Source organism: Actinacidiphila epipremni, from assembly GCF_012034175.1.
Lineage (GTDB): Bacteria > Actinomycetota > Actinomycetes > Streptomycetales > Streptomycetaceae > Actinacidiphila > Actinacidiphila epipremni.
On record NZ_JAATEJ010000011.1, the window covers coordinates 162,328 to 183,384 of the forward strand.

Consider the following 21,057-nt stretch of genomic DNA (forward strand, 5'->3'; position numbering starts at 1 on the left):
CCGGGTTGTACGGACTACTGGCTTACCGACTGCTAACCGGTGCCCTTCCGGATTCATTCCGGCACTCCCACCCGCGTCCGCGGCGTGTTCGTCCCCACCATGCTCGCACACCGTGCCGCCGCCGCGGCAGCGCCGAAGCGGCGAACGAATGCGTCACACTGACGCGTCCGGGCATCGTCAAGGTGACGCGAACGAGCTATGATAGATAGCGTCAAGTAGACGAAAAGGTCTGCGCTGCCGAAGAAAGGGCGTCCCGCCCGTGACCACCACAGAAACCCTGGACGTACAGCCCACGCCGCTCGCACTGCTGCTGCTCGGCCGCGAGTCCGACCCACGCAGCGAGCGCGGCGTGGAGTGCCCGGGAGACCTGCCGGCGCCGTCCGACCCGCGCCTGGTGGAGCGCGCCCGGGCCGCGAAGGCACGGCTCGGCGAGAAGGTCTTCGTGCTGGGGCACCACTACCAGCGTGACGAGGTCATCGAGTTCGCCGACGTCACCGGCGACTCCTTCAAGCTGGCCAGGGACGCGGCGGCGCGCCCCGAGGCGGAGTACATCGTCTTCTGCGGCGTCCACTTCATGGCCGAGTCCGCGGACATCCTGACCTCCGAGCGGCAGCAGGTGATCCTGCCGGACCTCGCCGCGGGCTGCTCGATGGCCGACATGGCGACGGCCGAGCAGGTCGCCGAGTGCTGGGACGTCCTGGCGGACGCCGGGGTCGCCGATGTGACGGTGCCGGTGTCGTACATGAACTCCTCGGCCGACATCAAGGCGTTCACCGGCCGGCACGGCGGCACGATCTGCACGTCCTCCAACGCCCGGCGGGCGCTGGAGTGGGCCTTCGGGCAGGGCGAGAAGGTGCTGTTCCTGCCCGACCAGCACCTGGGGCGCAACACCGCGGTACGGGACATGGGCCTGTCGCTGGAGGAGTGCGTCGTCTACAACCCGCACAAGCCGGACGGCGGGCTGACCGCCGAGCAGCTGCGGGCGGCGAAGATGATCCTGTGGCGCGGCCACTGCTCGGTGCACGGCCGCTTCACGCTCGATTCGGTCCAGGACGTACGGGCCCGCATCCCCGGGGTGAACGTGCTGGTGCACCCGGAGTGCCGGCACGAGGTCGTCATGGCGGCGGACCACGTGGGCTCGACCGAGCACATCATCACGATGCTGGACGCGGCGCCGGCGGGCTCGTCGTGGGCGATCGGCACGGAGCTGAATCTCGTCCGGCGGCTGGCGAAGGCGCATCCGGACAAGCAGATCGTCTTCCTGGACAAGACGGTGTGCTTCTGCTCGACGATGAACCGCATCGACCTGCCGCACCTGGTGTGGGCGCTGGAGTCGCTGGCGGACGGCAAGGTGGTCAACCGCATCGAGGTGGACGCGGAGACCGAGCACTTCGCGAAGCTCGCGCTGGAGCAGATGCTGGCGCTGCCGTAACGTTCCTGCCCCCGGGTCCCCCGGGTCCCCCGGCTTCCGGGACTCCCCCGGCCCCAACTCCCCTGCCGCGTACGGCGACCCGTGTGCCGTACGCGGCGGCGGGGAGCAATGATGGAACGGTGATCCTTCGACCCGTTCGTGACGACGACGAGGACGCCGAGCTCGTCCGGCAGATCACCGCCGCCGCCTTCGCCCCGGTGCCGGCGCACGCGCTGGGCGCCGGGCCGCCCGCCCGGGATGCGCGTGCGGCGCGTGAGCGCGACCGCGCCCGGCACCTGGCCGGGACCGACCCCGGCGGCTGCTGGATCGCCGAGGACGAGGTCGCCGGGCCGGTCGGCGTGGCGCTGTCCTCGCGGCGCGAGGGCACGTGGGGCCTGGCGCTGCTGGCGGTCACGCCCGGCGCGCAGGGCAAGGGCGTCGGCAAGGCGCTGATGGCCCGGGCGATGGTGCACGGCAGGGCGTGCCTGCGCGGCGTCATCTGCTGCCCGCCCGATCCCGTCGCGGCGCGCACGTACCGCCGGGCGGGCTTCACGCTGCACCCGGCCGTACGGCTGGCCGGCGCGGTCGACCCGGCGCGGCTGCCGGCGCCGGACGGCGCGGTGCACGAGGGGACGGAGCGGCACCGCGACCTCATGGACTCCGTGGACCGCCGCACCCGCGGCGGCGCGCACGGCCCCGACCACGAGGTGCTCTTCCGCCACCACCGGCTCCTGGTCGTCGACGACCTCGCCGGCAGCGGCTACTGCTACGCCGACGAGCGCGGCGTCGAGGCCCTGGCCGCGACCTCCCGCCGCCTCGCCACCCGCCTGCTGACCGCCGCCCTCCTCAGCGCCCCCGCCGGCCGCCCGGTCCGTGTCGCGGGCCTGACGGCGGAGCAGGAATGGGCGGTGGACGTCGGCATCGCGGCGGGCCTGGAGATCGCCAACGCGGGTTACGTGTGCCTGCGCGGCATGCGGCCCCCACAGCCGTACATCCCCTCGGAACTTTTCGCCTGACCGGCGGGTCCGGGGCGCACCGCGCCGGTCAGGCGATCGTGCCGTCGGCCGGGGTGGGGTGGAAGGTGCGGGGCGGGGCGGACAGGGGGAGGCGGACCCAGACGCGGAAGCCGCCGCCGGGGCGGGCGCCGGCGCGGCAGACGCCGCCGAGGGCGGTGGCGCGCTCGTACATGCCCAGCAGGCCGTGCCCACCGGTGCCGCGCTCGGGCCGGCCGCCGGGGCAGGGGATGCCGGGCGGCACGGGCGAGCTGCCGTCGGCGGCGGACTGCGGGCGGGGGCGGGTGCGCGGCGGGAGCAGCGACTCGGCGGTGCCGGGGGCGCCGTCGTCGTCCACCACGACCTCCAGCGCGCCCGGGTCGCGGCGGATGCGTACGACCGCGCCGGCGCCGGGGCCGGCGTGCTTCTGGACGTTGGTCAGCGACTCCTGGATCACCCGGTAGGCGGTCAGGTCGACGCTGACCGGCAGCGGGCCGTGCGAGCGCGGCGCCGGGTCGCCGTCGCCGACGATGCACTCGACGGTGACCCGCAGGCCCTCGCTGCGGAAGCCCTCCAGCAGCTGGTCCAGCAGCCCGAGCCCGGGCGCGGGCTCCATGGGCGCGGCCGGCTCGCCGCGCAGCCGCAGCAGCCCCACCGTGGCGCGCAGCTCGTCCAGCGCCTGCCGGCTGGCCTCGCGGACGTGCGCGAGCGCCTCCTTGGCCTGGTCGGGCCGCCGGTCCAGGACGTGCGCGGCGACCCCGGCCTGCACATTGGCCAGCGCGATCTGGTGGGCGACGACGTCGTGCAGCTCGCGGGCTATCCGCAGCCGCTCCTCGGCGACCCGGCGCTTGGCCTCCTCCTCGCGCGCCGCCTCCTCGCGCCGGGCCCGCTCGGCGGCGGACGCGGCGTAGGCCCGGCGGCTGCGCAGCGCGTCCCCGGCGGCGACAGCCGTCCCGGCCCACGCCACGAGCGCGACGACCCACCCGTCGACGCCCCCCAGCACGACCAGCAGCACCGACAGGGCACACCCCAGCAGCAACGCCGCCCACAGCACCCTGCGGGGGGTCCTAGGGCCTGTTTTAAAAGTCCCGTCTGCCCGGAGGGGCTGGGCACGCACTCCCCCACGGCTGCGCGTGGGGGTGCCCCAGCTGCGTTGTCGGTCGTCGGCGCAGCCCTCCCCCTGCCTTCGACGGGAGGTACCCCCAGCGCTCTCCTCCCTCCGCCTTGCCCTCGCACGCACCCAGCCCCGCCGGCCCCCGCCCTTACGGGCGGGACGACGCTACTTTTAAAACAGGCCCTAGCCAGGGATCAGCCCGTCGTCGTGGAGCATGGCCCGGACCTCGTCGAGTGTGGCGTCGGAGGCGGGGAGGATCAGCTCGGAGGGTTCCAGTGCGTCGTCGGGGAGCGGTTCGCCGAGTCGGCGGACCGAGTCGAGCAGGGCGCCCAGCGTGCGCCGGAAGCCCTCCTCGTCCCCGGCCTCGACGGCGGCCAGCAGCTCGTTGTCCAGCTCGTTGAGCTCGGTGAGGTGCGACTGCTCCAGCCTCACCTGGCCCTCCCCCATGATCCGCGCGATCATGACGGCCTCCTCCGTTGCGGCTCTCGGCTCACTTGCGGCGGGGCAGCCGGCCGCTCCTGACGGCGGCGGCTGCGTGGTGCGGGACTGCTCCGTACGGGTACGCGCACGGGTGCGGCGCCGGGCGTGCCGGACGTACGGCGGGCGTACGAGAGGTGCGGCATGGTGCCGGGCCCGCCGACGCCGGGCGGGTCCGGCGTGCGGACCGCCGCCCGCCGCCGTCGCCCGGCTCCGCATACCCGGCCTACTGCTTGTCGAACCTCGGGGTGTCCTGCGGCTCCGCCTGCGCGCCCTGCCCCTGCCGGCCGCCCTCGATGGCCTGCGGGGTGCTGCCGCCGCCGGCCAGCTCGGCCTTCATGCGCTGCAGCTCCAGTTCCACGTCGCTGCCGCCGGACAGCCGGTCCAGCTCGGCCTGGATGTCGTCCTTGGCGAGCCCGGAGGGGTCGTCGAGGGCGCCGGAGGCCAGCAGCTCGTCCAGGGCGCCGGCCCGGGCCCGCAGCTGCTCGGTCTTGTCCTCGGCCCGCTGGATCGCCATGCCGACGTCGCCCATCTCCTCGGAGATGCCCGAGAAGGCCTCGCCGATCTGGGTCTGCGCCTGCGCGGCGGTGTAGGTGGCCTTGATGGTCTCCTTCTTCGTACGGAAGGCGTCCACCTTGGCCTGGAGGCGCTGGGAGGCGAGCGTCAGCTTCTCCTCCTCGCCCTGGAGCTGCGTGTGCTGCGTCTCCAGGTCGGCGACCTGCTGCTGCAGCGCCGCCCGCCGCGACAGCGCCTCGCGCGCCAGGTCCTCACGGCCCAGCGCCAGCGCCTTGCGGCCCTGGTCCTCGTACGTCGACGACTTCTTCTGCAGCTCGGTCAGCTGCAGCTCCAGCCGCTTGCGGGAAGTGGCCACGTCCGCCACGCCCCTGCGTACCTTCTGCAGCAGCTCCAGCTGCTTCTGGTACGAGTAGTCGAGCGTCTCGCGCGGGTCCTCGGCCCTGTCCAGGGCCTTGTTGGCCTTCGCGCGGAAGATCAGTCCCATCCGCTTCATGACACCGCTCATGGGCCTCGCGCGCCCCCTTCTCCGGCAACTGCTCCAGCACCTCTACAGACCCCAGCCTACGGGCCCTGGTTCCATTACCGCACTGTTCGGGACCGGATGCGCTCATCCCCAAGGACGATCACGGTTCGGTGTCCCCCTGCCCAAGGAGTACGTGAGGGGCTGGGGTCGCGGGCCGCGAGCACGTAACCTGGGAGATGTGTTCCGACGCCGTACCCACGATGAGCAGGCCCAAGCAGTAGCCGCAGTGCTTGAGGACCAGATCCGCGACCCGCAGGCTCCGAAGGGTCGCCCCACGCCGAAGCGCAGCGAGGCGCAGAACGCCCGCCGCAAGGCCGTCACGACGCCGACCGACCGGAAGGCGCAGGTCCGCGCCGCCCGCGAGGCGCGCAGGGAGGACCTGGCCAAGCGCCGGGAGGCCCTGGCCAACGGTGACGAGCGCAATCTGCCGGCCGCGCACCAGGGCCCGGTGCGCAAGTTCACCCGCGACTACGTCGACTCCCGCTACCGGGTCGCCGAGTTCTTCCTGCCGATGGCGGTGCTGATCCTCGTCGGCAGCCTGCTGCCGGCGCTGCAGACCCTCTCGCTCTTCCTGTGGCTGCTGGTCATCGTGCTGATCGTGGTGGACTCCGTAATCACCGGTATCGCGCTGCGCCGCCAGCTGGCCAAGCGCTTCCCGGACCAGAACACCAAGCGCGCGGTCAGCTACGGGCTGATGCGCACGCTGCAGATGCGCCGGATGCGGCTGCCGAAGCCGCAGGTCGCGCGCGGCGCCAAGCTCTGAACGCCGGGCTGCCCGGCGTCGCCGGTTTCGCCGGCGGCGCCGATCCGTGGCTGTCCGGCCTCGGGGGCCTGCGGAACACCGTGCGGCAGGAGCTGGTCGCCCGCCAGCTCGACGAGCAGATCGCCCTCCACTTCCCGCCCGCGGGCGGCGCCCATGCCGCCGTCCGCCGGCTGCGGGTGCTCGACGTCGGCCCGGGGCAGGGCACGCAGGCGCTGCGGCTGGCGCGGGCCGGGCACCTGGTGACCGGTCTTGAGGCCGATCCGCGGATGCTGGGCGCGCTGCGGGCCGCGGTCGCCGCGCAGCTGCCGGAGGTGCAGGCGCGGATGGTCGTCCTCCAGGGCGACGGCCGCGAGACCGGCCGGCATTTCGGGCCCGCGTGCTTCGACGTGGTCCTCTGCCACGGTGTGCTGATGTACCTGCCCGACCCCGAGCCGATGCTCGCCGGGCTCGCCCGGGTCCTGGCGCCGGGCGGGCTGCTGTCGCTGCTGGTGCGCAACGGCGACGCGCTGGCCATGCGGCCCGGCCTCCAGGGCGACTTCGGGGCGGCGCTGCACGCCTTCGGCTCCGAGGGGTACGTCAACCGGCTGGGCATAGCCACCCGGGCCGACCGGCTCGGCCCGATGACGGCGACGCTGACCGGCATCAACGTGCCGCTGCACACCTGGTACGGCGTGCGGGTCTTCACCGACGCGGCCCCCGACCACGCGGCGGCCCCCACGGCACCGGCGGCGCTCGCGGCGCTGCTGGACGCGGAGGAGACGGCGGGGCGGACGGATCCGTACCGGGCGGTGGCGGCGCTGCTGCACGTGTGCGGGATCAGGGCGTAGGCCCCTGGCGGGGCCGGGCGGGACCCGATTGGACGCGGCGGGCGGGTCGGCGGACGGGACAAAAGCGACACTCTTGGCATGAGCGCACGCCGTCTTCCGAGCCCGCACCGCCCGTACCGGCTTCCGCTGGGCGCCCGCCGCCGTACCCTCCTGCTGCCCGGCACGGCCGCGCTGCTCGCGCTCGCCGCGACCGCGTGCAGCTCGGGCTCGTCGGGCGGCGGCTCCTCCGCCGAGAGCGGGGCGGGCGACGCGGGAGTGGTCGGAGCCGCGGCGGTGACGGCGAACGGCGGCAGCGACCTGCAGAACGCGTACCAGAGCACGGTGAAGAACGTGCTGCCGTCGGTCGTGCAGATCACCACCGACCAGGACCTCGGCTCGGGCGTCGTCTTCGACGACAAGGGCGACATCGTCACCAACGCGCACGTCGTCGGCAACGCCACGAGCTTCCGGGTGTCGCTGGCCACCGGCGGCAGCCCGCTGGACGCCGACCTGGTGTCGTCCTTCCCGCCCAACGACCTGGCTGTCATCCGGCTGAAGAAGCCGCCGAAGGACCTCAAGCCCGCGTCGTTCGCGGACTCCTCGAAGGTCGCGGTGGGCCAGATCGTGCTGGCGATGGGCAATCCGCTGGGCCTATCCAGCAGCGTCACGCAGGGCATCGTGTCCGCGACCGACCGCACGGTCAGCGAGAGCGCCTCCGGCGGCGGGACGGGCGCGACGATCCCCGACATGGTGCAGACGTCCGCGGCGATCAACCCGGGCAACAGCGGCGGCGCGCTCGTGGACCTCGACAACCAGGTCGTCGGCATCCCGACGCTCGCCGCGACCGACCCGCAGCTCGGCAGCGGCGCCGCGCCCGGCATCGGCTTCGCGATCCCGTCCTCGACGGTCAAGCGCATCGCGGGCCAGATCATCAAGAGCGGCAAGGTGACGGACTCGGGGCGGGCGGCGCTGGACGTGACCGTACGCGGTGTCGTCGACGAGAACCGGCAGCCGGCGGGCGCGGCGATCGTCTCGACGACGAAGGGCGGCCCGGCGGCGAAGGCGGGCCTGAAGGCGGGCGACGTCATCACGAAGGTGGGCGGCACGCCGATCACGACGGTGCAGTCGCTGAGCGACACGCTCGCCGCGATGAAGCCCGGCCAGAAGGTGACGGTGACCTACGACCGCGACGGCGCGACGAAGACGGCGCAGGTGACGCTGGGCTCCCTGGGCTGAGCTGATCGCGGAGCCGGCGGCCTGACGCCGGGGCCCGGCGGCTCGGGGCCCGAGCCCGCCGCCGGGCCGGGCAGACCCGCGAGCCCGCGAGTTCGCGAGTTCGCGGCCGAGACGGCGCCCGGGCCGCGTGAACCCGCGGCCGAGACGGCGCCGCCGCCCCTCCCGGCTCCGGGAGGGGCGGCGGCGGGGTGGCCGTCAGACCTCGGCGCGCAGGCTCATCGGGCCGTAGATCTTGGTGTCGCCGTCGGAGAGCACGACCTGTTCGGCGCCGCCCTCCAGCAGTTCCTTCCAGTTCAGCCCGAGCCATGTCTCGGCGTCCCCCTGCGTGGTGAACTCCTCCGGCTCCACGGCCGGCTCCACCACGCCGCCGTCGGCCGTCTCGAACCGCCACGTCCACGCCATGTAGGTCTCCTCGATACGAGTACGGTGCGCACGTCCGTACGCCTGCGCGTGCCTGCCCAGGCAGCGTAACCGCCATGCGCGCGGCGTTGGGGCCCGCCGCGAGGGCCCGCGGCGCGGCGGTCGCGTGACGGGGGCGGTCGTTTGGCGGGCCCCGCGCGCTCGGGGCGCGGGGACGCGAGACGATCAGGGGGTGGAAGCGACACTGCTCGGTACCGGAGGGCCCGAGGGGCTGCCCGTGGTCGGCTGCCCCTGCGCGGCGTGCGCGCTCGCCGGGGGCGAGGGGGCGCGGGCGCCCAGCGCGGTGCTGGTGGACGACGCGGTGCTGCTGGACCTCACTCCGGGCGTGGCGCTGGCCGCCGCGCGGGCCGGGCACAGCCTGGGCGGGCTGCGGCTCGTGCTGCTGTCGCACCCGCACGACGGGCCCGCCGTCGAGATCCCCGCGGGCCTGCCCGCGCCGGCCCGGGTGCCCGACGGCCAGCGGCTCACCCTCATCACGGGCCACAAGGTGCGCGCCCTGGCGATGGACGCGCCCGGCACCGGATACGCCGTCGAGTCCCCGGACGGCCTGCGCCTGCTCTACCTGCCGCCCGGCTGCGCCCCCGCGGGCCTGTCCGGCGCGCCGGACGAGCCGCCGTACGACCTGGTGCTGCTGGACGCGGTGGGCCGCCCGGACGCGCTGGCCCGGCTGCGGGCGGCCGGCGCGGTGGCCGGCACGACCGACGTCGTGGCCCTCCACATCGGCCACGACGCCCCGCCGCAGCTCGAACTCGGCCGCCGCCTGGCCGCGTTGGGCGCGCGGGCGGTGCCGGACGGTACGACGCTGGTGGCCGGCGACTACCACGAGGTGCCGGACGTGCCGCGCCGCACCCTGGTGCTGGGCGGCGCCCGCTCGGGCAAGTCCGCGGAGGCGGAGCGCCGGCTGGCGGCCTTCCCCGAGGTGGTCTACGTGGCCACGGGCGGCACCCGCGAGGGCGACGCGGACTGGGCCGCGCGGGTGGCCCTGCACCGCGACCGCCGCCCGGCGGGCTGGCGCACCCTGGAGACCACCGACCTCGTCCCCCTGCTGGCCGACCCGGCGGGCCCGCCCCTCCTCATCGACTGCCTGGCCCTGTGGCTCACCCACGTCCTGGACGAGGAGGGCGCGTGGGACGACACCACCTGGCACTCCGGCGCCGCCCGCCGCGTCGCCGCCCGCGCGGCGGAACTCACCGCCGCGTGGCACGCCACCCGCCGCACGGCCGTCGCCGTCTCGAACGAGGTCGGCTCCGGCGTCGTCCCCGCCACCCCGGCCGGCCGCCGCTTCCGCGACGAGCTGGGCCGCCTGAACGCGGCGATGGCCGCGGAGTCCGAGCACGTCCTCCTGACGGTGGCGGGCCTGGCGCTGCCGCTGCGCTGAGGGCGGCGGTGGTCCGGGCCGGGCTTCCGAGCTGGTGTGGATGTCATGACGTCGGCTGACGAGGACGCACCCTTCAGCGAACTGCTCCACCATCCCGCGGCCACCGCCCGACGTCTGGACACGGTCCGCGCGCTGCGGCTGCGCCGACGGGACGCGGGCGACCTCGCACTCATCCGCGCCGACCAGTTGGAGCAGGACTCCACCGTGGCCGACTTCACCGCGCGCCTGCTCGCAGGGCTGGTCCGCGCCGAGAACACCGCCGCGCTCCGCCAAGTCCTGCCGGATGCCCTGCCCTGGTCGGTCTTCCTCCCCGAGGCAGACGTCGAGGCGATGCTCGGGGAACTCGTGGACACCGCGCGCGGAGCCGCCGCGCTGGAGAACCTCGCCCCCGTCGCCCTGCTGCTGGTCCAGTGGCGGCACACGGCCGAGATCCACGCCGACCCCGCTCTCCTCGCCCTCCCGACCCGCGAGCCCGAAGCCGACCTCGGGCCCGTCCCCGTGCCCGAGACCGAGCCGGCCGAGTGAGCCCCACACGCGGAGACCGCGCGGCCCCGCCTCCGGTCGGCGAGGAGTTCGACCTGCGCTTCGCCGACACCGAGGCGGCCCTTGACCGGGACAACCTCTCCCGCCACGCAGCGGGCAACCTCCGCCGCGCCTTCGACAAGATCCGGTCCGCCCCGTGCCGGCTGGCTGAGCAGGCCCTGCCGGTACGGGAGTTGGCGGGGTCAGGGGGCGATCTCGCGCTCCACGACGGCGTCGGCGGCGGCGGACCAGGTGTCCGGGGCGGGCGTGGGCAGGCGACGGCCGCGGCTTTCGGCCACGCGGTGGGCGTCACGCAGGGCGTGGCACAAGTGCCCGACGATGCCGATGAGTTCGGCTTCGCCGGGCTGGTCCTCGCGCAGCACCGTCTCGACGTGGTCGAGCAGATCCCGGCCCATGCCGAGCTGCACGGACTCCATGTTGTCCGCGAGGCGCGAGAGGAAGGATCCCTCGGCGTCCGTACTGAGGTAGGAGGGCTTGCCGCCCTCGCCCGTCCAGGGGAGGAGCCGGAGATTGTCGTTCGGGTCCTCCCCGGCGGGCTCGGGGGCCTCGGCGGCACGGCCGCGGCGGCGCGCGAAGGGCAAGAGCCGCCATGCCGGCTCGAAGAGGCGAACGATAAAGTCCATGAGGTCGGCTCCATCCAGTCGGCCATGCCCCCGGGCCGGTCGCGCGGTCGCGGGGGTACGCAGTGTCAGGAGTCCGACGCTAGGGGTGCCGGGCGGCGCCGCTCAATGGCACTCTGACGACCCGTCAGCCCGAAGTGCCACAGCTCGGGGCTACAGCGGCAGCCCGACGACGTCCGCGAGCACGCGCATCTCCGGCGTGAGCGTCCGGCGGCGGCCGATCACCTGGGCCATGATGTCGCGGGCGTACGGCTGGTGCGGGAGCCACTGGGGCGCGGCCTGCCAGACGTCCACGAGCGTGTCCATGGCCGCCGCATGCTGCCGCAGGCGCACGCGCGCCGCCGCCTGGTCGAGCTTGTTCCGGTTGAGGTTGTTCGAGGTCGGGCGCATCCCCTCCCACGAGATCGACGCGGACAGCCGCAGCACTTCGTCGGGCCGGTCGCTGACCATCGCGTGCTCGGCTTCCTTGAGCTGCACCGTGCGCGCGTCGAACGCCCGCAGGAAACCGCCCGGCACCGGGCGCGGGCCGATCGCCGCCGCGGCCGATCCGGCGAGCCGCAGCAGCCGCTCGGCGTCGTCGGCACGGCCGTCCCGGTCCGCCGCGGCCGACCCCCGCAGCAGCAGCCAGCCCCACGCCGCCAACTCCGCCGGTTCCGCACGGGACATCCGGGGCTCGACCCGGTCGGCCCACTCCTCCGCGAGCTTGGCCGCCGCGTCGATGTGGCCGCGCCGCAGCAGCAGCCAGCACCGCGTGCTGACCACCGCCGCCGCGTCGAGGTCGTCGTGCGCGGTCGCGAGCGCCCGGTCGAGGGCTTCGTCGGCGGCGTCGAACTGCCGGGTCTGGGTGAGCATCCAGCCCGTGAGCCGCATCAGGGCGGCGTGCACCCGCCGCCCGGCCGGATCACCCGCCACCGCCGCCGCGTCCCGCAGCAGCGCCGGCAGCACACCGCTCAGCTCGACCAGCCGGTCGCCCGCCGCGAGCGGCATCGTGGCGGCGACCGCCGCGCGCACACCGCCGACAGTCGGCGGCTCGCCGCCGGGATCGGGCGGCGGCGCGTCCAGCGCGGCCCGGACGGGCGCCCACCGGTCCGTGACCTCGGGCGTCGGCCCGGCGGACTCGCGGACACCGCCCAGCAGTTGCGTCGTGGAGACGCCCAGGGCCACGGCCAGCGCGCGGGCCGTCTCCATCCGCGGCTGCCCGTAGTCGTCCTGCTCCATCTTCCGGATCGCGGACAGGGACACGCCGGACGCCGAGGCCAGCTCCCGCTGGGACAGGCCGCGCCGCTTGCGCACCTCGCGCAGCCGCACACCGATGGGCCCACCTGTGGCACCGGACATGATCTGCTCCGTTCTGAGCCGCCACAAGAACGGTACCGCCGCGCCCACCTTGCCCGTCCGGGCACTACGGCCAACGCCCCTGCCCCCACCGGCGCAACGGCGGTCCGGCGTCGGGGGGCCGCCCCCACGGCGCGACACACAGCCCGCCCAGCCAGGCACCACGGCCAACACCCCCACCCCCACCGCCACGAGGAATCCGGCGCCCGGCGCCGGGGGCCGCCCGCGCAGCGCGACGCACAGCCCGGCCGGGCACCACGGGCAACGCCCCCACCGGCGCGAGGGGGGCGGCGTCCGGCGCCGTGGGAAGGCACCGGCGGCGAGGCGGGGCGGGCGCGGCGGGGGAAGGCACCGGCGGCGGGGCTGGGCGGGCGCGGCGGGGGAAGGCACCGTAGGGAACCCCCGGAGGGGGCGGTACTGTTCGGCGGGTGAGTGGCATCGAACTGGACGACTTCGGCAACCTCGTGGAGCGCCCCGACGCCCGCCTCCGGCGGGACTCGCAGGAGCGGTGGCGGGACCTCGTACGGCCTGCGGACGGGCTGGGGAAGGCCGCCGAGCTGGCGGACTGGCTGGCCGCGGTGCAGGGGCAGGCTCCCGTGCGGCCGATCACCTCGCCGCGGGTGCTGCTCTTCGCCGGGGACCACGGGGTCGCCGGACTCGGGGTGTCGACCCGCGAGCCGGGCACGGCGAGTGCGCTGGCCCGGGCCGCCGTGGACGGCACCGCGCCGGTGAGCGTGATCGCGCGGCAGCTGGGCGGCGTGCCCGTCGAGGTCGTCGACATGGCGCTGGACTGCGACCCGGCGGAGCTGCCCGCCGAGGTGACGGCGTATCGGGTACGCCGCGGCTCGGGCCGGATCGACGTCGAGGACGCCCTCACCCGCGACGAGGCCGAGCAGGCGTTCCGTACGGGCATGGGCATCGCCGACCGCCTCGCCGACTCCGGTACGGACCTGGTCCTGCTGGGCGACCTGAGCGTCGGCGGTACGACGCCGGCCGCCGTGCTGATCGCCGCGCTGTGCGGTACGGACGCCTCCGTCGTGACCGGCCGCGGCTCCGGCATCGACGACCTGGCCTGGATGCGCAAGTGCGCCGCGATCCGGGACGCCCTGCGCCGGGCCCGCCCGGTCCTCGGCGACCAGATCGCCCTGCTCGCGGCGGTCGGCGGCGCGGACTTCGCCGCGACGACGGGCTTCCTGCTCCAGGCGGCGGTCCGCAAGCTCCCGGTCGTCCTGGACGGCGTGGTGAGCGCGGCCTGCGCGCTGGTCGGCCAGCGGGTCGCCTTCCGCGCCCCGGACTGGTGGCTCGCCGCCCACACCACCGGCGAGCCCGGCCAGGCGAAGGCCCTCGACCGGGTGTCCCTGGACCCGCTGTTCGACCACGCCCTCCACCTGGGCGGCGGCGTCGGCTCCCTGCTCGCCCTCCCCCTGATCCAGTCGGCCGCGGCCCTGTCGGCGGAGCTCCCGCCGGAGCTGACGCAGCCCGCGCCGGACGAGGCGGCGGAGCTTGTGGAGCCCGCGCCGGACGAGGTCACCAAGCTCGGCGACGGCCCGGAGGCGTAACCGGCGCGCGGGCGCGACCCGCGAGACGCCCGGCCGGCGCGCCCGGGCCCGGCTCAGCGGCAGCCGCGCTCAGCACCCGCCGGCCCGGCGCGGGCGATGCCCAGCCGCCACGGCAGCCACCCTTCCGCCCGAGCGCGGCATGCTCCGGCGCCGAGCACGGGCCCGCGGGCCGGGCGGCGCGCCCCGCAGCCCCGCCCGTCACCGCCCCGCCACCGGCCCGGCGGCAGCCCGACGCGCCACCCACCGGCGTATATGCACGAAAATCAGACAATACGCCCTACGCTTTCGGTCCATGGGAACCGGCAGCGCAGGCGGCACCGTCCGCAGCCCGCAGCCGGCGGGCCCCGACCGCCCGGCGCGCACCGCGCGGCAAAAGCAGAGGCAAAAGCAGAGGCAGAAGCAGAAGCACAGCCCCCACCCCAGACAGAAGCGCCCACGCAACCGCCTCGCCCCACCCGCCGCCGCGCTCACCGTCGGCTACCTCCGCGCCACCGCCGCCCTCAATGTCCTCGGCGCCGTCTGGGTCTCCTTCGGCGCGGACATCCGCCGGCACAACGCCCAGGACCACTTCACGCCCTACCTGCTCACCGCGGGCCTCACCTCCGGCGCCGTCACCCTCTTCCTCGCCGTCACCATGCGCCGCCGCAAACGTGCCGCCTGGATCCTCAACCTCGTCCTCAGCGGACTGCTCACCGCCGCGGTCGCCCTCGGCATGCTCTGGCCGGACATCCGCCGGCACCCGCAGAACTGGCTCTCCCTCGCCCTGACCGCCGGCTTCCTGGCCGCCCTCCTCATCGCCCGCCGCGAATTCCACGCCAAGGGCGACCGCGCGAACCCCCTGCACGCCGCCCTCACCGCCGCCGCCGGCCTGGTCGTCACCGCCCTCGTCGGTACGGGCCTGGTCGCGGCGACCGACGCCCGCCGCACCGCCGGCCTCACGGACGCCGCCGGATACGCCCTGCTCCGGCTGGTCTGGCTCGTCCCGGACGGCACCGCCTTCGCCTCGATCGCCGTACCCGGCTGGGTGGACCTGGCCATCAACGCCATGAGCACCGCCCTGTTCGCCCTCGTCCTCTTCGTCGCCTTCCGCTCGCCCCGCGGCCGGGCGCTGCTCTGCCCGCGCGACGAGGAGCGGCTGCGCGCCCTGCTCGACGCGTACGGCGAGCGCGACTCCCTCGGCTACTTCGCCCTGCGCCGCGACAAGAGCGTCATCTGGTCGCCCTCGGGCAAGTCCGCCGTCGCCTACCGGGTCCTCGGCGGGGTCTCGCTCGCCTCCGGCGACCCGATCGGCGACCCCGAGGCGTGGCCGGGCGCGATCGGGGCGTGGCTGGACGAGGCCCGCCGGCACGCGTGGGTGCCGGCGGTGATGGGCGCGAGCGAGGAGGCCGGCACCGTCTACGCCCGGCACGGCCTCGGCGCCCTCGAACTCGGCGACGAGGCCGTCGTGGACACCGCCGGCTTCACCCTCGACGGCCGCGCGATGCGCACCGTCCGGCAGGCGTACCACCGCGTCCTGCGCTCCGGCTGCACCGTCCGCGTCCGCCGGCACGGCGACATCCCCGCCGCCGAGCTCAGCGCGCTCGCCGCCCGCGCCGACGCCTGGCGCGACGGCCCGTCCGAGCGCGGCTTCTCCATGGCGCTGGGCCGGCTCGGCGACCCCGCCGACGGCCGCTGCGTCATGGTCGAGTGCACCGACGGCCGCGGCGACCTGCGCGGCCTGCTCAGCTTCGTGCCCTGGGGCCCGCGCGGGCTGTCCCTGGACCTGATGCGCCGTGACCGCACCGCGGACAACGGCCTGGTCGAGTTCATGGTCATCGAGCTGATCCACCGCTCCCCCGCCCTCGACATCGACCAGATCTCCCTCAACTTCGCGATGTTCCGGTACGTCTTCGAGCGCGGCTCACGCCTGGGCGCCGGGCCCGTGCTGCGGCTGTGGCACTCCCTGCTGACCTTCTGCTCGCGCTGGTGGCAGATCGAGTCCCTCTACCGGGCCAACGCGAAGTTCCGCCCCGTCTGGGAGCCCCGCTATGTCCTCTTCGGCAAGTCGAGCGAACTGCCCCGGATCGGCCTGGCCGGCGCCCGCGCCGAGGGCTTCCTGCGCGCCCCCCGGCTGCGCCGCCGGACCCGTACGTAAGGCGGCGCGATGAGGGGCCCGCTGGGCGAGTGCGCCCACATCCTCCGCGAGGTCCGCACCCGGCTGCGTACGCGGGGCCCCCGAGCGATCCCTGTCACCCTCACCGCCTGCGGCGGCATCCTCGCCCTCCAACTGCTCCAGCACCAGCACGCCACCACGCCCTGGGTGAACCGCCTCGGCGGCGTCTACGCGTCCCTCCCCTGGTGGCAGGCCCTCCTCCGGACCCCCGTCTCCCTCTTCGTGCCCGACCCCTGGCTGCCGGTGTGGGGCCTGCTGCTCCAGGTCGCCGTCGTCTTCGCGATCGCCGAGACCACGATCGGCCCCCGCCGCACCCTCACGATCGCCCTGCTGGCGACGCTCGCCGGCACGTCCTTCGCCCGCTGCTCCCTGTGGGCCGCGCCCCGCTGGCCCCCGGGCCTGCTCCCCGCCGACCTCCTGGTCCGCGACACCGGCCCGTCCGCGGCGGTCGTCGCCCTCGGCGTCTTCGTCGCCGTCCGCCACCGCGCCTGGTGGACGACCGCGCTGATCATCACCGCGATGACGGTCGAGGTGGTCTCCCTCCCCAACCTCGCCGGCTACGAACACCTCACGGCCATCACCGCGGTGCTCCTCCTCACCGCCGTACGCCCCACCCCCGGGCCCACGGAGCCGGTTACCCTCACGCGGTGACCGACAACCCCGGGCCCGCGCCCCTCGCCCCCTCCGACGCGCTGCGATTCGCCTTCGGCACGCTCACCGTGCTGCCGGCCGGCGTAAGGCGCTGGGACCGGGCCGCCGCCCGGGGCGGGATGCTCGCGGCGCCGGTCGTCGGCGTCGTCGTCGGCCTCGCGGCGGCCACCTGCGGCGGCGTACTCACCGCGCTGGGCGCGGACCCGCTGCTCGCGGCGGTCGGCGCGGTGGCGGTACCCGCCGTCCTCACCCGCGGCCTCCACCTCGACGGCCTCGCCGACACCGCGGACGGCCTCGGCTCCGGCAAGCCCGCGCCTGACGCGCTGCGCATCATGAAGCAGTCGGACATCGGCCCCTTCGGCGTCATCACCCTCGTCCTGGTCCTCCTCACCCAGGTCGCCTCGACCGCCCACTGCTACGCCCACAGCTGGCAGTACGGCGGCGTCGCCACCCTCACCGCCGCGGTGACCGCCCGCACGGCCCTCACCCTCGCCTGCCGCACCGGCGTCCCGGCCGCACGCCCCGAAGGACTCGGCGCAACCGTCGCCGGCGCGGTCGGCCGCCGCCCCGCCGCCGCACTGTCAGCCACCTGCGTACTGACCGCCGCAGCACTCGGCACCCCCTTCGGCGGCCTCACCCCCCTGCGCGCCACCCTCGCAACCGCGACCGCCCTGACCACGTCAGAGGCCCTGCTCCGACGCTGCCTCCACCGCTTCGGCGGCACCACCGGCGACGTCTTCGGCGCCCTGGCCGAAACAACCACGACCACCACCCTCCTCATCCTGGCCCTCCGCTGACCCCCCACGGAAACGGACACCCGCGAACGGACATCGGGAGGGGCCGGCAACCCACCCACCCCAGCCCCCACAGGCGGACACCCGCCAACGGACGCCAGGACGGATCGGCAACCCCACCCACCCCAACCCCCACAGGCGGACACCCGCCAACGGACGTCACGAGGGGCCGGTAACCCCACCCACCCCAGCCCCCCGCAGGCGGACAGCCGCGAACGGACATCGGGAGGGGTCGGTCCGGGGGGTGCCCCCGCAGGACTGCGCACGACAGGGCGTCACCGAATCCGGCCGCAGGCCATGGTGCGCAGTCCGAGGAGGTACCCCCCGGGGCGGCCCCGACCCCCCGCACGGACAGCAGGCGCCCAGCGCCGGACCCCAGCACCAAGCGCGCCACCCCCCAAAAGCCCCCGTACGCTGCGGCTTCGGCCCGGCGGGAAAGAGAGCGCGTAGGCTCGGCGGAGCCGACCGCGGGCCGCCCCGAAGGTGTGGCGGAATACGATGCGGGGATGGCCTGGCCGGGCCATCCACCGGCCTCACCCCGAGGACCTCGACCGAATAGGACCTGACCCACTGTGACAGCTCTGACACTCAGTACCTCCGCCGCCGCAGCGTTGCGCGCGGACGCCGTCGTCGTGGGGGTGAGCAAAGCCGCCGCCAAGGGCGGCCCCGCCCTCGCCCCGGGGGCGGAGTCCGTCGACGCCGCCTTCGGCGGCAAGCTCGCCGCGACCCTGGAGACGCTCGGCGCGAGCGGCGCCGAGGGTGAGCTGACCAAGATCCCCGCGCCGGACGGCGTGAAGGCACCGGTCGTGGTGGCGGTCGGCCTCGGCGAGTCCCCGGCCGACGGCGAGGGCCACGACCCGGAGGCGCTGCGCAAGGCCGCGGGCACCGCGGCCCGCGCGCTGGCCGGCGCGAAGAAGGCCGCGTTCGCGCTGCCCGCCGCCGAGCCCGCGCAGGTCGAGGCCGTCGGGATCGGCGCGCTCCTCGGCGCGTACCGCTTCACCGCCTACCAGGCCGACACCGGCAAGGCCCCGCTGGGCGAAGCCGCGATCGTCGGAGCCAAGCCCCGCGACAAGGCGTTCAAGGCCGCCGCCGAGCGAGCCACCACCCTCGCCGACGAAGTCAACCGCGCGCGCGACCTGGTCAACACCCCGCCCAACGACCTCACCCCCACCTCCTTCGCCGCCGCCGTCCAGGCCGCCGCCAAGGAGTTCGGCCTGAAGGTCGAGGTGTGGGACGAGAAGGCCCTGGTCAAGGGCGGCTTCGGCGGCATCCTGGGCGTCGGCCAGGGCTCGGCGACCCCGCCGCGCCTGGTCAAGGTGGCGTACACCAGCTCCAAGGCCGAGAAGAGCCTCGCCTTCGTCGGCAAGGGCATCACATACGACTCGGGCGGCATCTCGCTCAAGCCGCCGGGCCACAACGAGACGATGAAGTGCGACATGAGCGGCGCCGCCGCCGTGTTCGCCGCGGTCGTGGCGAGCGCGAAGCTGGGCCTGGACGTGAACGTCACCGGCTGGCTGGCGCTCGCCGAGAACATGCCCGGCGGCGGCGCGACCCGCCCCGGCGACGTGCTGCGGATGTACAGCGGCAAGACCGTCGAGGTGCTGAACACCGACGCCGAGGGCCGCCTGGTGCTGGCGGACGCGCTCGCGAAGGCGTCCGAGGAGAACCCGGACGCGATCGTGGACGTCGCGACGCTGACCGGCGCGATGGTGCTGGCGCTGGGCGACGGCCGGTTCGGGATCATGGCGAACGACGACGACTTCCGTACCGCCGTGCACGCCACCGCGCTCGCCGAGGGCGAGGACTCCTGGCCGATGCCGCTGCCGCAGGCGCTGCGCAAGACCTTCGACTCCCCGACCGCGGACATCGCGAACATGGGCGTACGGATGGGCGGCGGCCTGATCGCCGGCCTGTTCCTGCGCGAGTTCATCGGCGAGGGCATCACGTGGGCCCACCTGGACATCGCCGGCCCGGCGTTCAACGAGGGCGGCGCCGCCGGATACACCCCCAAGGGCGGCACCGGTTCGGCCGTACGCACCCTGGTCGCGCTGGCCCGCAGGACCGCGGACGGCGACCTGCTCTGAACGCGCGGTGACGGCTCGCGCAAAGCCCGGGCAAGGGCCGGGCAAGGCCCGGCAGGGCCGCAGGTGAGATGCGTCACGTACGGCCCCCGGTGACATGCCGGGGGCCGTCCGCGCGGCAGGGCCGGTGCCCCGTCGGGGCGCGAGAAGTGCGAAGATGTTGTCTCGGCACGACAGGGCCCCCTTTGAGACAAAGCGGCCGAACCAAAGCCGCCGCCCGGTCACTGTGGACCGGCTCCGGCGAACCCATGCATGGAGGACGTGACGTGGCGAACGACGCCAGCACTGTTTACGACCTAGTGATCCTCGGCGGCGGCAGTGGCGGGTACGCAGCCGCTCTGCGCGGCGCCCAGCTGGGACTGGACGTCGCCCTGATCGAGAAGAACAAGCTCGGGGGCACCTGTCTGCACAACGGCTGCATTCCCACCAAGGCGCTGCTGCACGCCGGTGAGATCGCCGACCAGGCTCGCGAGAGCGAGCAGTTCGGGGTGAAGGCCACCTTCGAGGGCATCGACATCGCGGCCGTCCACAAGTACAAGGACGACGTGATCTCCGGGCTGTACAAGGGCCTGCAGGGCCTGGTGGCGTCCCGGAAGGTGACGTACATCGAGGGCGAGGGCCGGCTGTCCTCGCCGACCTCGGTGGATGTGAACGGGCAGCGGATCCAGGGCCGGCACGTGGTGCTGGCGACCGGTTCGGTGCCGCGCTCGCTGCCGGGGCTGACGATCGACGGCAACCGGATCATCTCCTCCGACCACGCGCTGACCCTGGACCGCGTGCCGAAGAGCGCGATCGTGCTGGGCGGCGGCGTGATCGGCGTCGAGTTCGCCTCGGCGTGGAAGTCCTTCGGCACCGACGTGACGATCGTCGAGGGCCTGCCGCACCTGGTGCCGGTGGAGGACGAGAACAGCTCGAAGCTGCTGGAGCGGGCCTTCCGCAAGCGCGGCATCAAGTTCAACCTGGGCACCTTCTTCCAGAGCGCCGAGTACACCGCGGACGGCGTGAAGGTGACGCTGGCCGACGGCAAGACCTTCGAGGCGGAGGTCCTGCTGGTCGCGATCGGCCGCGGGCCGGTCTCGCAGAACCTGGGCTACGAGGAGCAGGGCGTCGCGATGGACCGCGGCTACGTCCTGGTCGACGAGTACATGCGGACGAACGTGCCGACCATCTCGGCCGTCGGCGACCTGGTGCCCACGCTCCAGCTCGCCCACGTCGGCTTCGCCGAGGGCATCCTGGTGGCGGAGCGGCTGGCGGGCCTGAAGGTCGTCCCGATCGACTACGACGGTGTGCCGCGGGTGACGTACTGCCACCCGGAGGTCGCGTCCGTGGGCGTCACCGAGGCCAAGGCCAAGGAGCTCTACGGCGCCGACAAGGTCGTGTCGCTGAAGTACAACCTGGCGGGCAACGGCAAGAGCAAGATCCTCAAGACCGCGGGCGAGATCAAGCTCGTCCAGGTCCGTGACGGTGCCGTCGTGGGCGTCCACATGGTGGGCGACCGGATGGGCGAGCAGGTCGGCGAGGCCCAGCTCATCTACAACTGGGAGGCGCTGCCGGCCGAGGTCGCGCAGCTCATCCACGCGCACCCGACGCAGAACGAGGCCATGGGCGAGGCCCACCTGGCTCTCGCGGGCAAGCCGCTGCACTCGCACGACTGACCCTCCACACGCCACCCATCCGCACAGATTG

18 protein-coding genes and 1 pseudogene are annotated in these 21,057 nt (G+C 74.7%); 13 read left to right on the forward strand and 6 right to left on the reverse strand.

Annotation, left to right across the window (positions count from 1 at the left end; genetic code table 11):
- Nucleotides 1–259: 259 nt before the first annotated feature.
- Together nadA and HCN08_RS16200 are read left to right on the forward strand one after the other, a co-directional pair.
- On the forward strand, nucleotides 260–1,432 hold the full coding sequence (gene nadA / locus HCN08_RS16195) for a quinolinate synthase NadA (protein WP_167983784.1): 1,173 nt from the start codon (nucleotides 260–262) through the stop codon (nucleotides 1,430–1,432).
- A gap of 119 nt (nucleotides 1,433–1,551) precedes the next feature.
- The gene (locus HCN08_RS16200; RefSeq protein ID WP_167983785.1) at nucleotides 1,552–2,427 is read left to right on the forward strand and encodes a GNAT family N-acetyltransferase; all 876 of its coding nucleotides are present in this window, start codon (nucleotides 1,552–1,554) and stop codon (nucleotides 2,425–2,427) included.
- A 28-nt stretch (nucleotides 2,428–2,455) separates the two neighbouring features.
- Here the strand turns inward: HCN08_RS16200 and HCN08_RS16205 are convergent.
- From HCN08_RS16205 to HCN08_RS16215, 3 genes and pseudogenes are all read right to left on the reverse strand, one after another.
- Nucleotides 2,456–3,487, reverse strand: a pseudogene (locus HCN08_RS16205) (sensor histidine kinase); the annotation flags it as partial.
- Between the two features lie 213 nt (nucleotides 3,488–3,700).
- Entirely contained in the window at nucleotides 3,701–3,979 is a 279-nt protein-coding gene (gene pspAA / locus HCN08_RS16210) for a PspA-associated protein PspAA (protein WP_167983787.1), read from the reverse strand.
- 241 nt (nucleotides 3,980–4,220) lie between these two features.
- Nucleotides 4,221–5,015 (reverse strand): PspA/IM30 family protein, encoded by a 795-nt coding sequence (locus HCN08_RS16215; protein ID WP_167983788.1) that lies wholly within the window; start codon nucleotides 5,013–5,015, stop codon nucleotides 4,221–4,223.
- 196 nt (nucleotides 5,016–5,211) lie between these two features.
- Here HCN08_RS16215 and HCN08_RS16220 point away from each other — a divergent pair, with 196 nt between their 5' ends.
- The 3 genes from HCN08_RS16220 (at nucleotide 5,212) to HCN08_RS16230 (ending at nucleotide 7,838) form a co-directional block, all read left to right on the forward strand.
- On the forward strand, nucleotides 5,212–5,796 hold the full coding sequence (locus HCN08_RS16220) for a DUF3043 domain-containing protein (RefSeq protein ID WP_407648792.1): 585 nt from the start codon (nucleotides 5,212–5,214) through the stop codon (nucleotides 5,794–5,796).
- A 50-nt stretch (nucleotides 5,797–5,846) separates the two neighbouring features.
- On the forward strand, nucleotides 5,847–6,623 hold the full coding sequence (locus tag HCN08_RS16225; protein ID WP_206318856.1) for a class I SAM-dependent methyltransferase: 777 nt from the start codon (nucleotides 5,847–5,849) through the stop codon (nucleotides 6,621–6,623).
- Nucleotides 6,624–6,701: 78 nt separating this feature from the next.
- Complete coding sequence (locus HCN08_RS16230) at nucleotides 6,702–7,838, forward strand: S1C family serine protease (RefSeq protein WP_167983789.1); 1,137 nt, start codon at nucleotides 6,702–6,704, stop codon at nucleotides 7,836–7,838.
- Between the two features lie 195 nt (nucleotides 7,839–8,033).
- Here the strand turns inward: HCN08_RS16230 and HCN08_RS16235 are convergent, their stop codons facing one another.
- Entirely contained in the window at nucleotides 8,034–8,240 is a 207-nt protein-coding gene (locus HCN08_RS16235) for a hypothetical protein (protein ID WP_167983790.1), read from the reverse strand.
- Between the two features lie 190 nt (nucleotides 8,241–8,430).
- Between HCN08_RS16235 and HCN08_RS16240 the strand changes: the two genes are divergently transcribed.
- Nucleotides 8,431–9,636, forward strand: a complete 1,206-nt coding sequence (locus tag HCN08_RS16240; RefSeq protein WP_167983791.1) for a bifunctional adenosylcobinamide kinase/adenosylcobinamide-phosphate guanylyltransferase — start codon at nucleotides 8,431–8,433, stop codon at nucleotides 9,634–9,636.
- Nucleotides 9,637–9,681: 45 nt separating this feature from the next.
- Nucleotides 9,682–10,161 carry a hypothetical protein gene (locus tag HCN08_RS16245; protein WP_167983792.1) on the forward strand — a complete coding sequence of 160 codons (480 nt, stop codon included), beginning with the start codon at nucleotides 9,682–9,684 and terminating at the stop codon, nucleotides 10,159–10,161.
- A 200-nt stretch (nucleotides 10,162–10,361) separates the two neighbouring features.
- Here the strand turns inward: HCN08_RS16245 and HCN08_RS16250 are convergent, their stop codons facing one another.
- Nucleotides 10,362–10,802, reverse strand: a complete 441-nt coding sequence (locus tag HCN08_RS16250) for a hypothetical protein (RefSeq protein WP_322974477.1) — start codon at nucleotides 10,800–10,802, stop codon at nucleotides 10,362–10,364.
- A 150-nt stretch (nucleotides 10,803–10,952) separates the two neighbouring features.
- Nucleotides 10,953–12,137 carry a helix-turn-helix domain-containing protein gene (locus tag HCN08_RS16255; RefSeq protein ID WP_167983793.1) on the reverse strand — a complete coding sequence of 395 codons (1,185 nt, stop codon included), beginning with the start codon at nucleotides 12,135–12,137 and terminating at the stop codon, nucleotides 10,953–10,955.
- Nucleotides 12,138–12,562: 425 nt separating this feature from the next.
- Here HCN08_RS16255 and HCN08_RS16260 point away from each other — a divergent pair, with 425 nt between their 5' ends.
- The 6 genes from HCN08_RS16260 to lpdA all read left to right on the forward strand — a co-directional run bounded on the left by HCN08_RS16260 (nucleotide 12,563) and on the right by lpdA (nucleotide 21,026).
- Nucleotides 12,563–13,693, forward strand: a complete 1,131-nt coding sequence (locus HCN08_RS16260; RefSeq protein WP_167983794.1) for a nicotinate-nucleotide--dimethylbenzimidazole phosphoribosyltransferase — start codon at nucleotides 12,563–12,565, stop codon at nucleotides 13,691–13,693.
- Nucleotides 13,694–13,985: 292 nt separating this feature from the next.
- Nucleotides 13,986–15,827 carry a phosphatidylglycerol lysyltransferase domain-containing protein gene (locus tag HCN08_RS16265; protein WP_167983795.1) on the forward strand — a complete coding sequence of 614 codons (1,842 nt, stop codon included), beginning with the start codon at nucleotides 13,986–13,988 and terminating at the stop codon, nucleotides 15,825–15,827.
- A gap of 9 nt (nucleotides 15,828–15,836) precedes the next feature.
- Complete coding sequence (locus tag HCN08_RS16270) at nucleotides 15,837–16,496, forward strand: hypothetical protein (RefSeq protein ID WP_167983796.1); 660 nt, start codon at nucleotides 15,837–15,839, stop codon at nucleotides 16,494–16,496.
- Nucleotides 16,493–17,293: an adenosylcobinamide-GDP ribazoletransferase gene (locus tag HCN08_RS16275; protein ID WP_167983797.1), complete on the forward strand. Its 801-nt coding sequence runs from the start codon at nucleotides 16,493–16,495 to the stop codon at nucleotides 17,291–17,293. The genes HCN08_RS16270 and HCN08_RS16275 overlap by 4 nt, the downstream gene beginning before the upstream one ends.
- Before the next feature lie 569 nt (nucleotides 17,294–17,862).
- Nucleotides 17,863–19,374, forward strand: coding sequence for a leucyl aminopeptidase (locus HCN08_RS16280; protein ID WP_167983798.1), 1,512 nt, complete (start codon nucleotides 17,863–17,865; stop codon nucleotides 19,372–19,374).
- 263 nt (nucleotides 19,375–19,637) lie between these two features.
- On the forward strand, nucleotides 19,638–21,026 hold the full coding sequence (gene lpdA / locus HCN08_RS16285; RefSeq protein ID WP_167983799.1) for a dihydrolipoyl dehydrogenase: 1,389 nt from the start codon (nucleotides 19,638–19,640) through the stop codon (nucleotides 21,024–21,026).
- Nucleotides 21,027–21,057 lie beyond the last annotated feature (31 nt).

Bases quoted from the DNA above. Each gene is read 5' to 3' on its own strand.
- pspAA (WP_167983787.1), bottom strand. From the start codon at position 3,979: ATGATCGCGCGGATCATGGGGGAGGGCCAGGTGAGGCTGGAGCAGTCG.
- HCN08_RS16215 (WP_167983788.1), bottom strand. From the start codon at position 5,015: ATGAGCGGTGTCATGAAGCGGATGGGACTGATCTTCCGCGCGAAGGCC.
- HCN08_RS16230 (WP_167983789.1), top strand. From the start codon at position 6,702: ATGAGCGCACGCCGTCTTCCGAGCCCGCACCGCCCGTACCGGCTTCCG.
- HCN08_RS16235 (WP_167983790.1), bottom strand. From the start codon at position 8,240: ATGGCGTGGACGTGGCGGTTCGAGACGGCCGACGGCGGCGTGGTGGAG.
- HCN08_RS16245 (WP_167983792.1), top strand. From the start codon at position 9,682: ATGACGTCGGCTGACGAGGACGCACCCTTCAGCGAACTGCTCCACCAT.
- HCN08_RS16250 (WP_322974477.1), bottom strand. From the start codon at position 10,802: ATGGACTTTATCGTTCGCCTCTTCGAGCCGGCATGGCGGCTCTTGCCC.
- HCN08_RS16255 (WP_167983793.1), bottom strand. From the start codon at position 12,137: ATGTCCGGTGCCACAGGTGGGCCCATCGGTGTGCGGCTGCGCGAGGTG.
- HCN08_RS16265 (WP_167983795.1), top strand. From the start codon at position 13,986: ATGGGAACCGGCAGCGCAGGCGGCACCGTCCGCAGCCCGCAGCCGGCG.
- HCN08_RS16270 (WP_167983796.1), top strand. From the start codon at position 15,837: ATGAGGGGCCCGCTGGGCGAGTGCGCCCACATCCTCCGCGAGGTCCGC.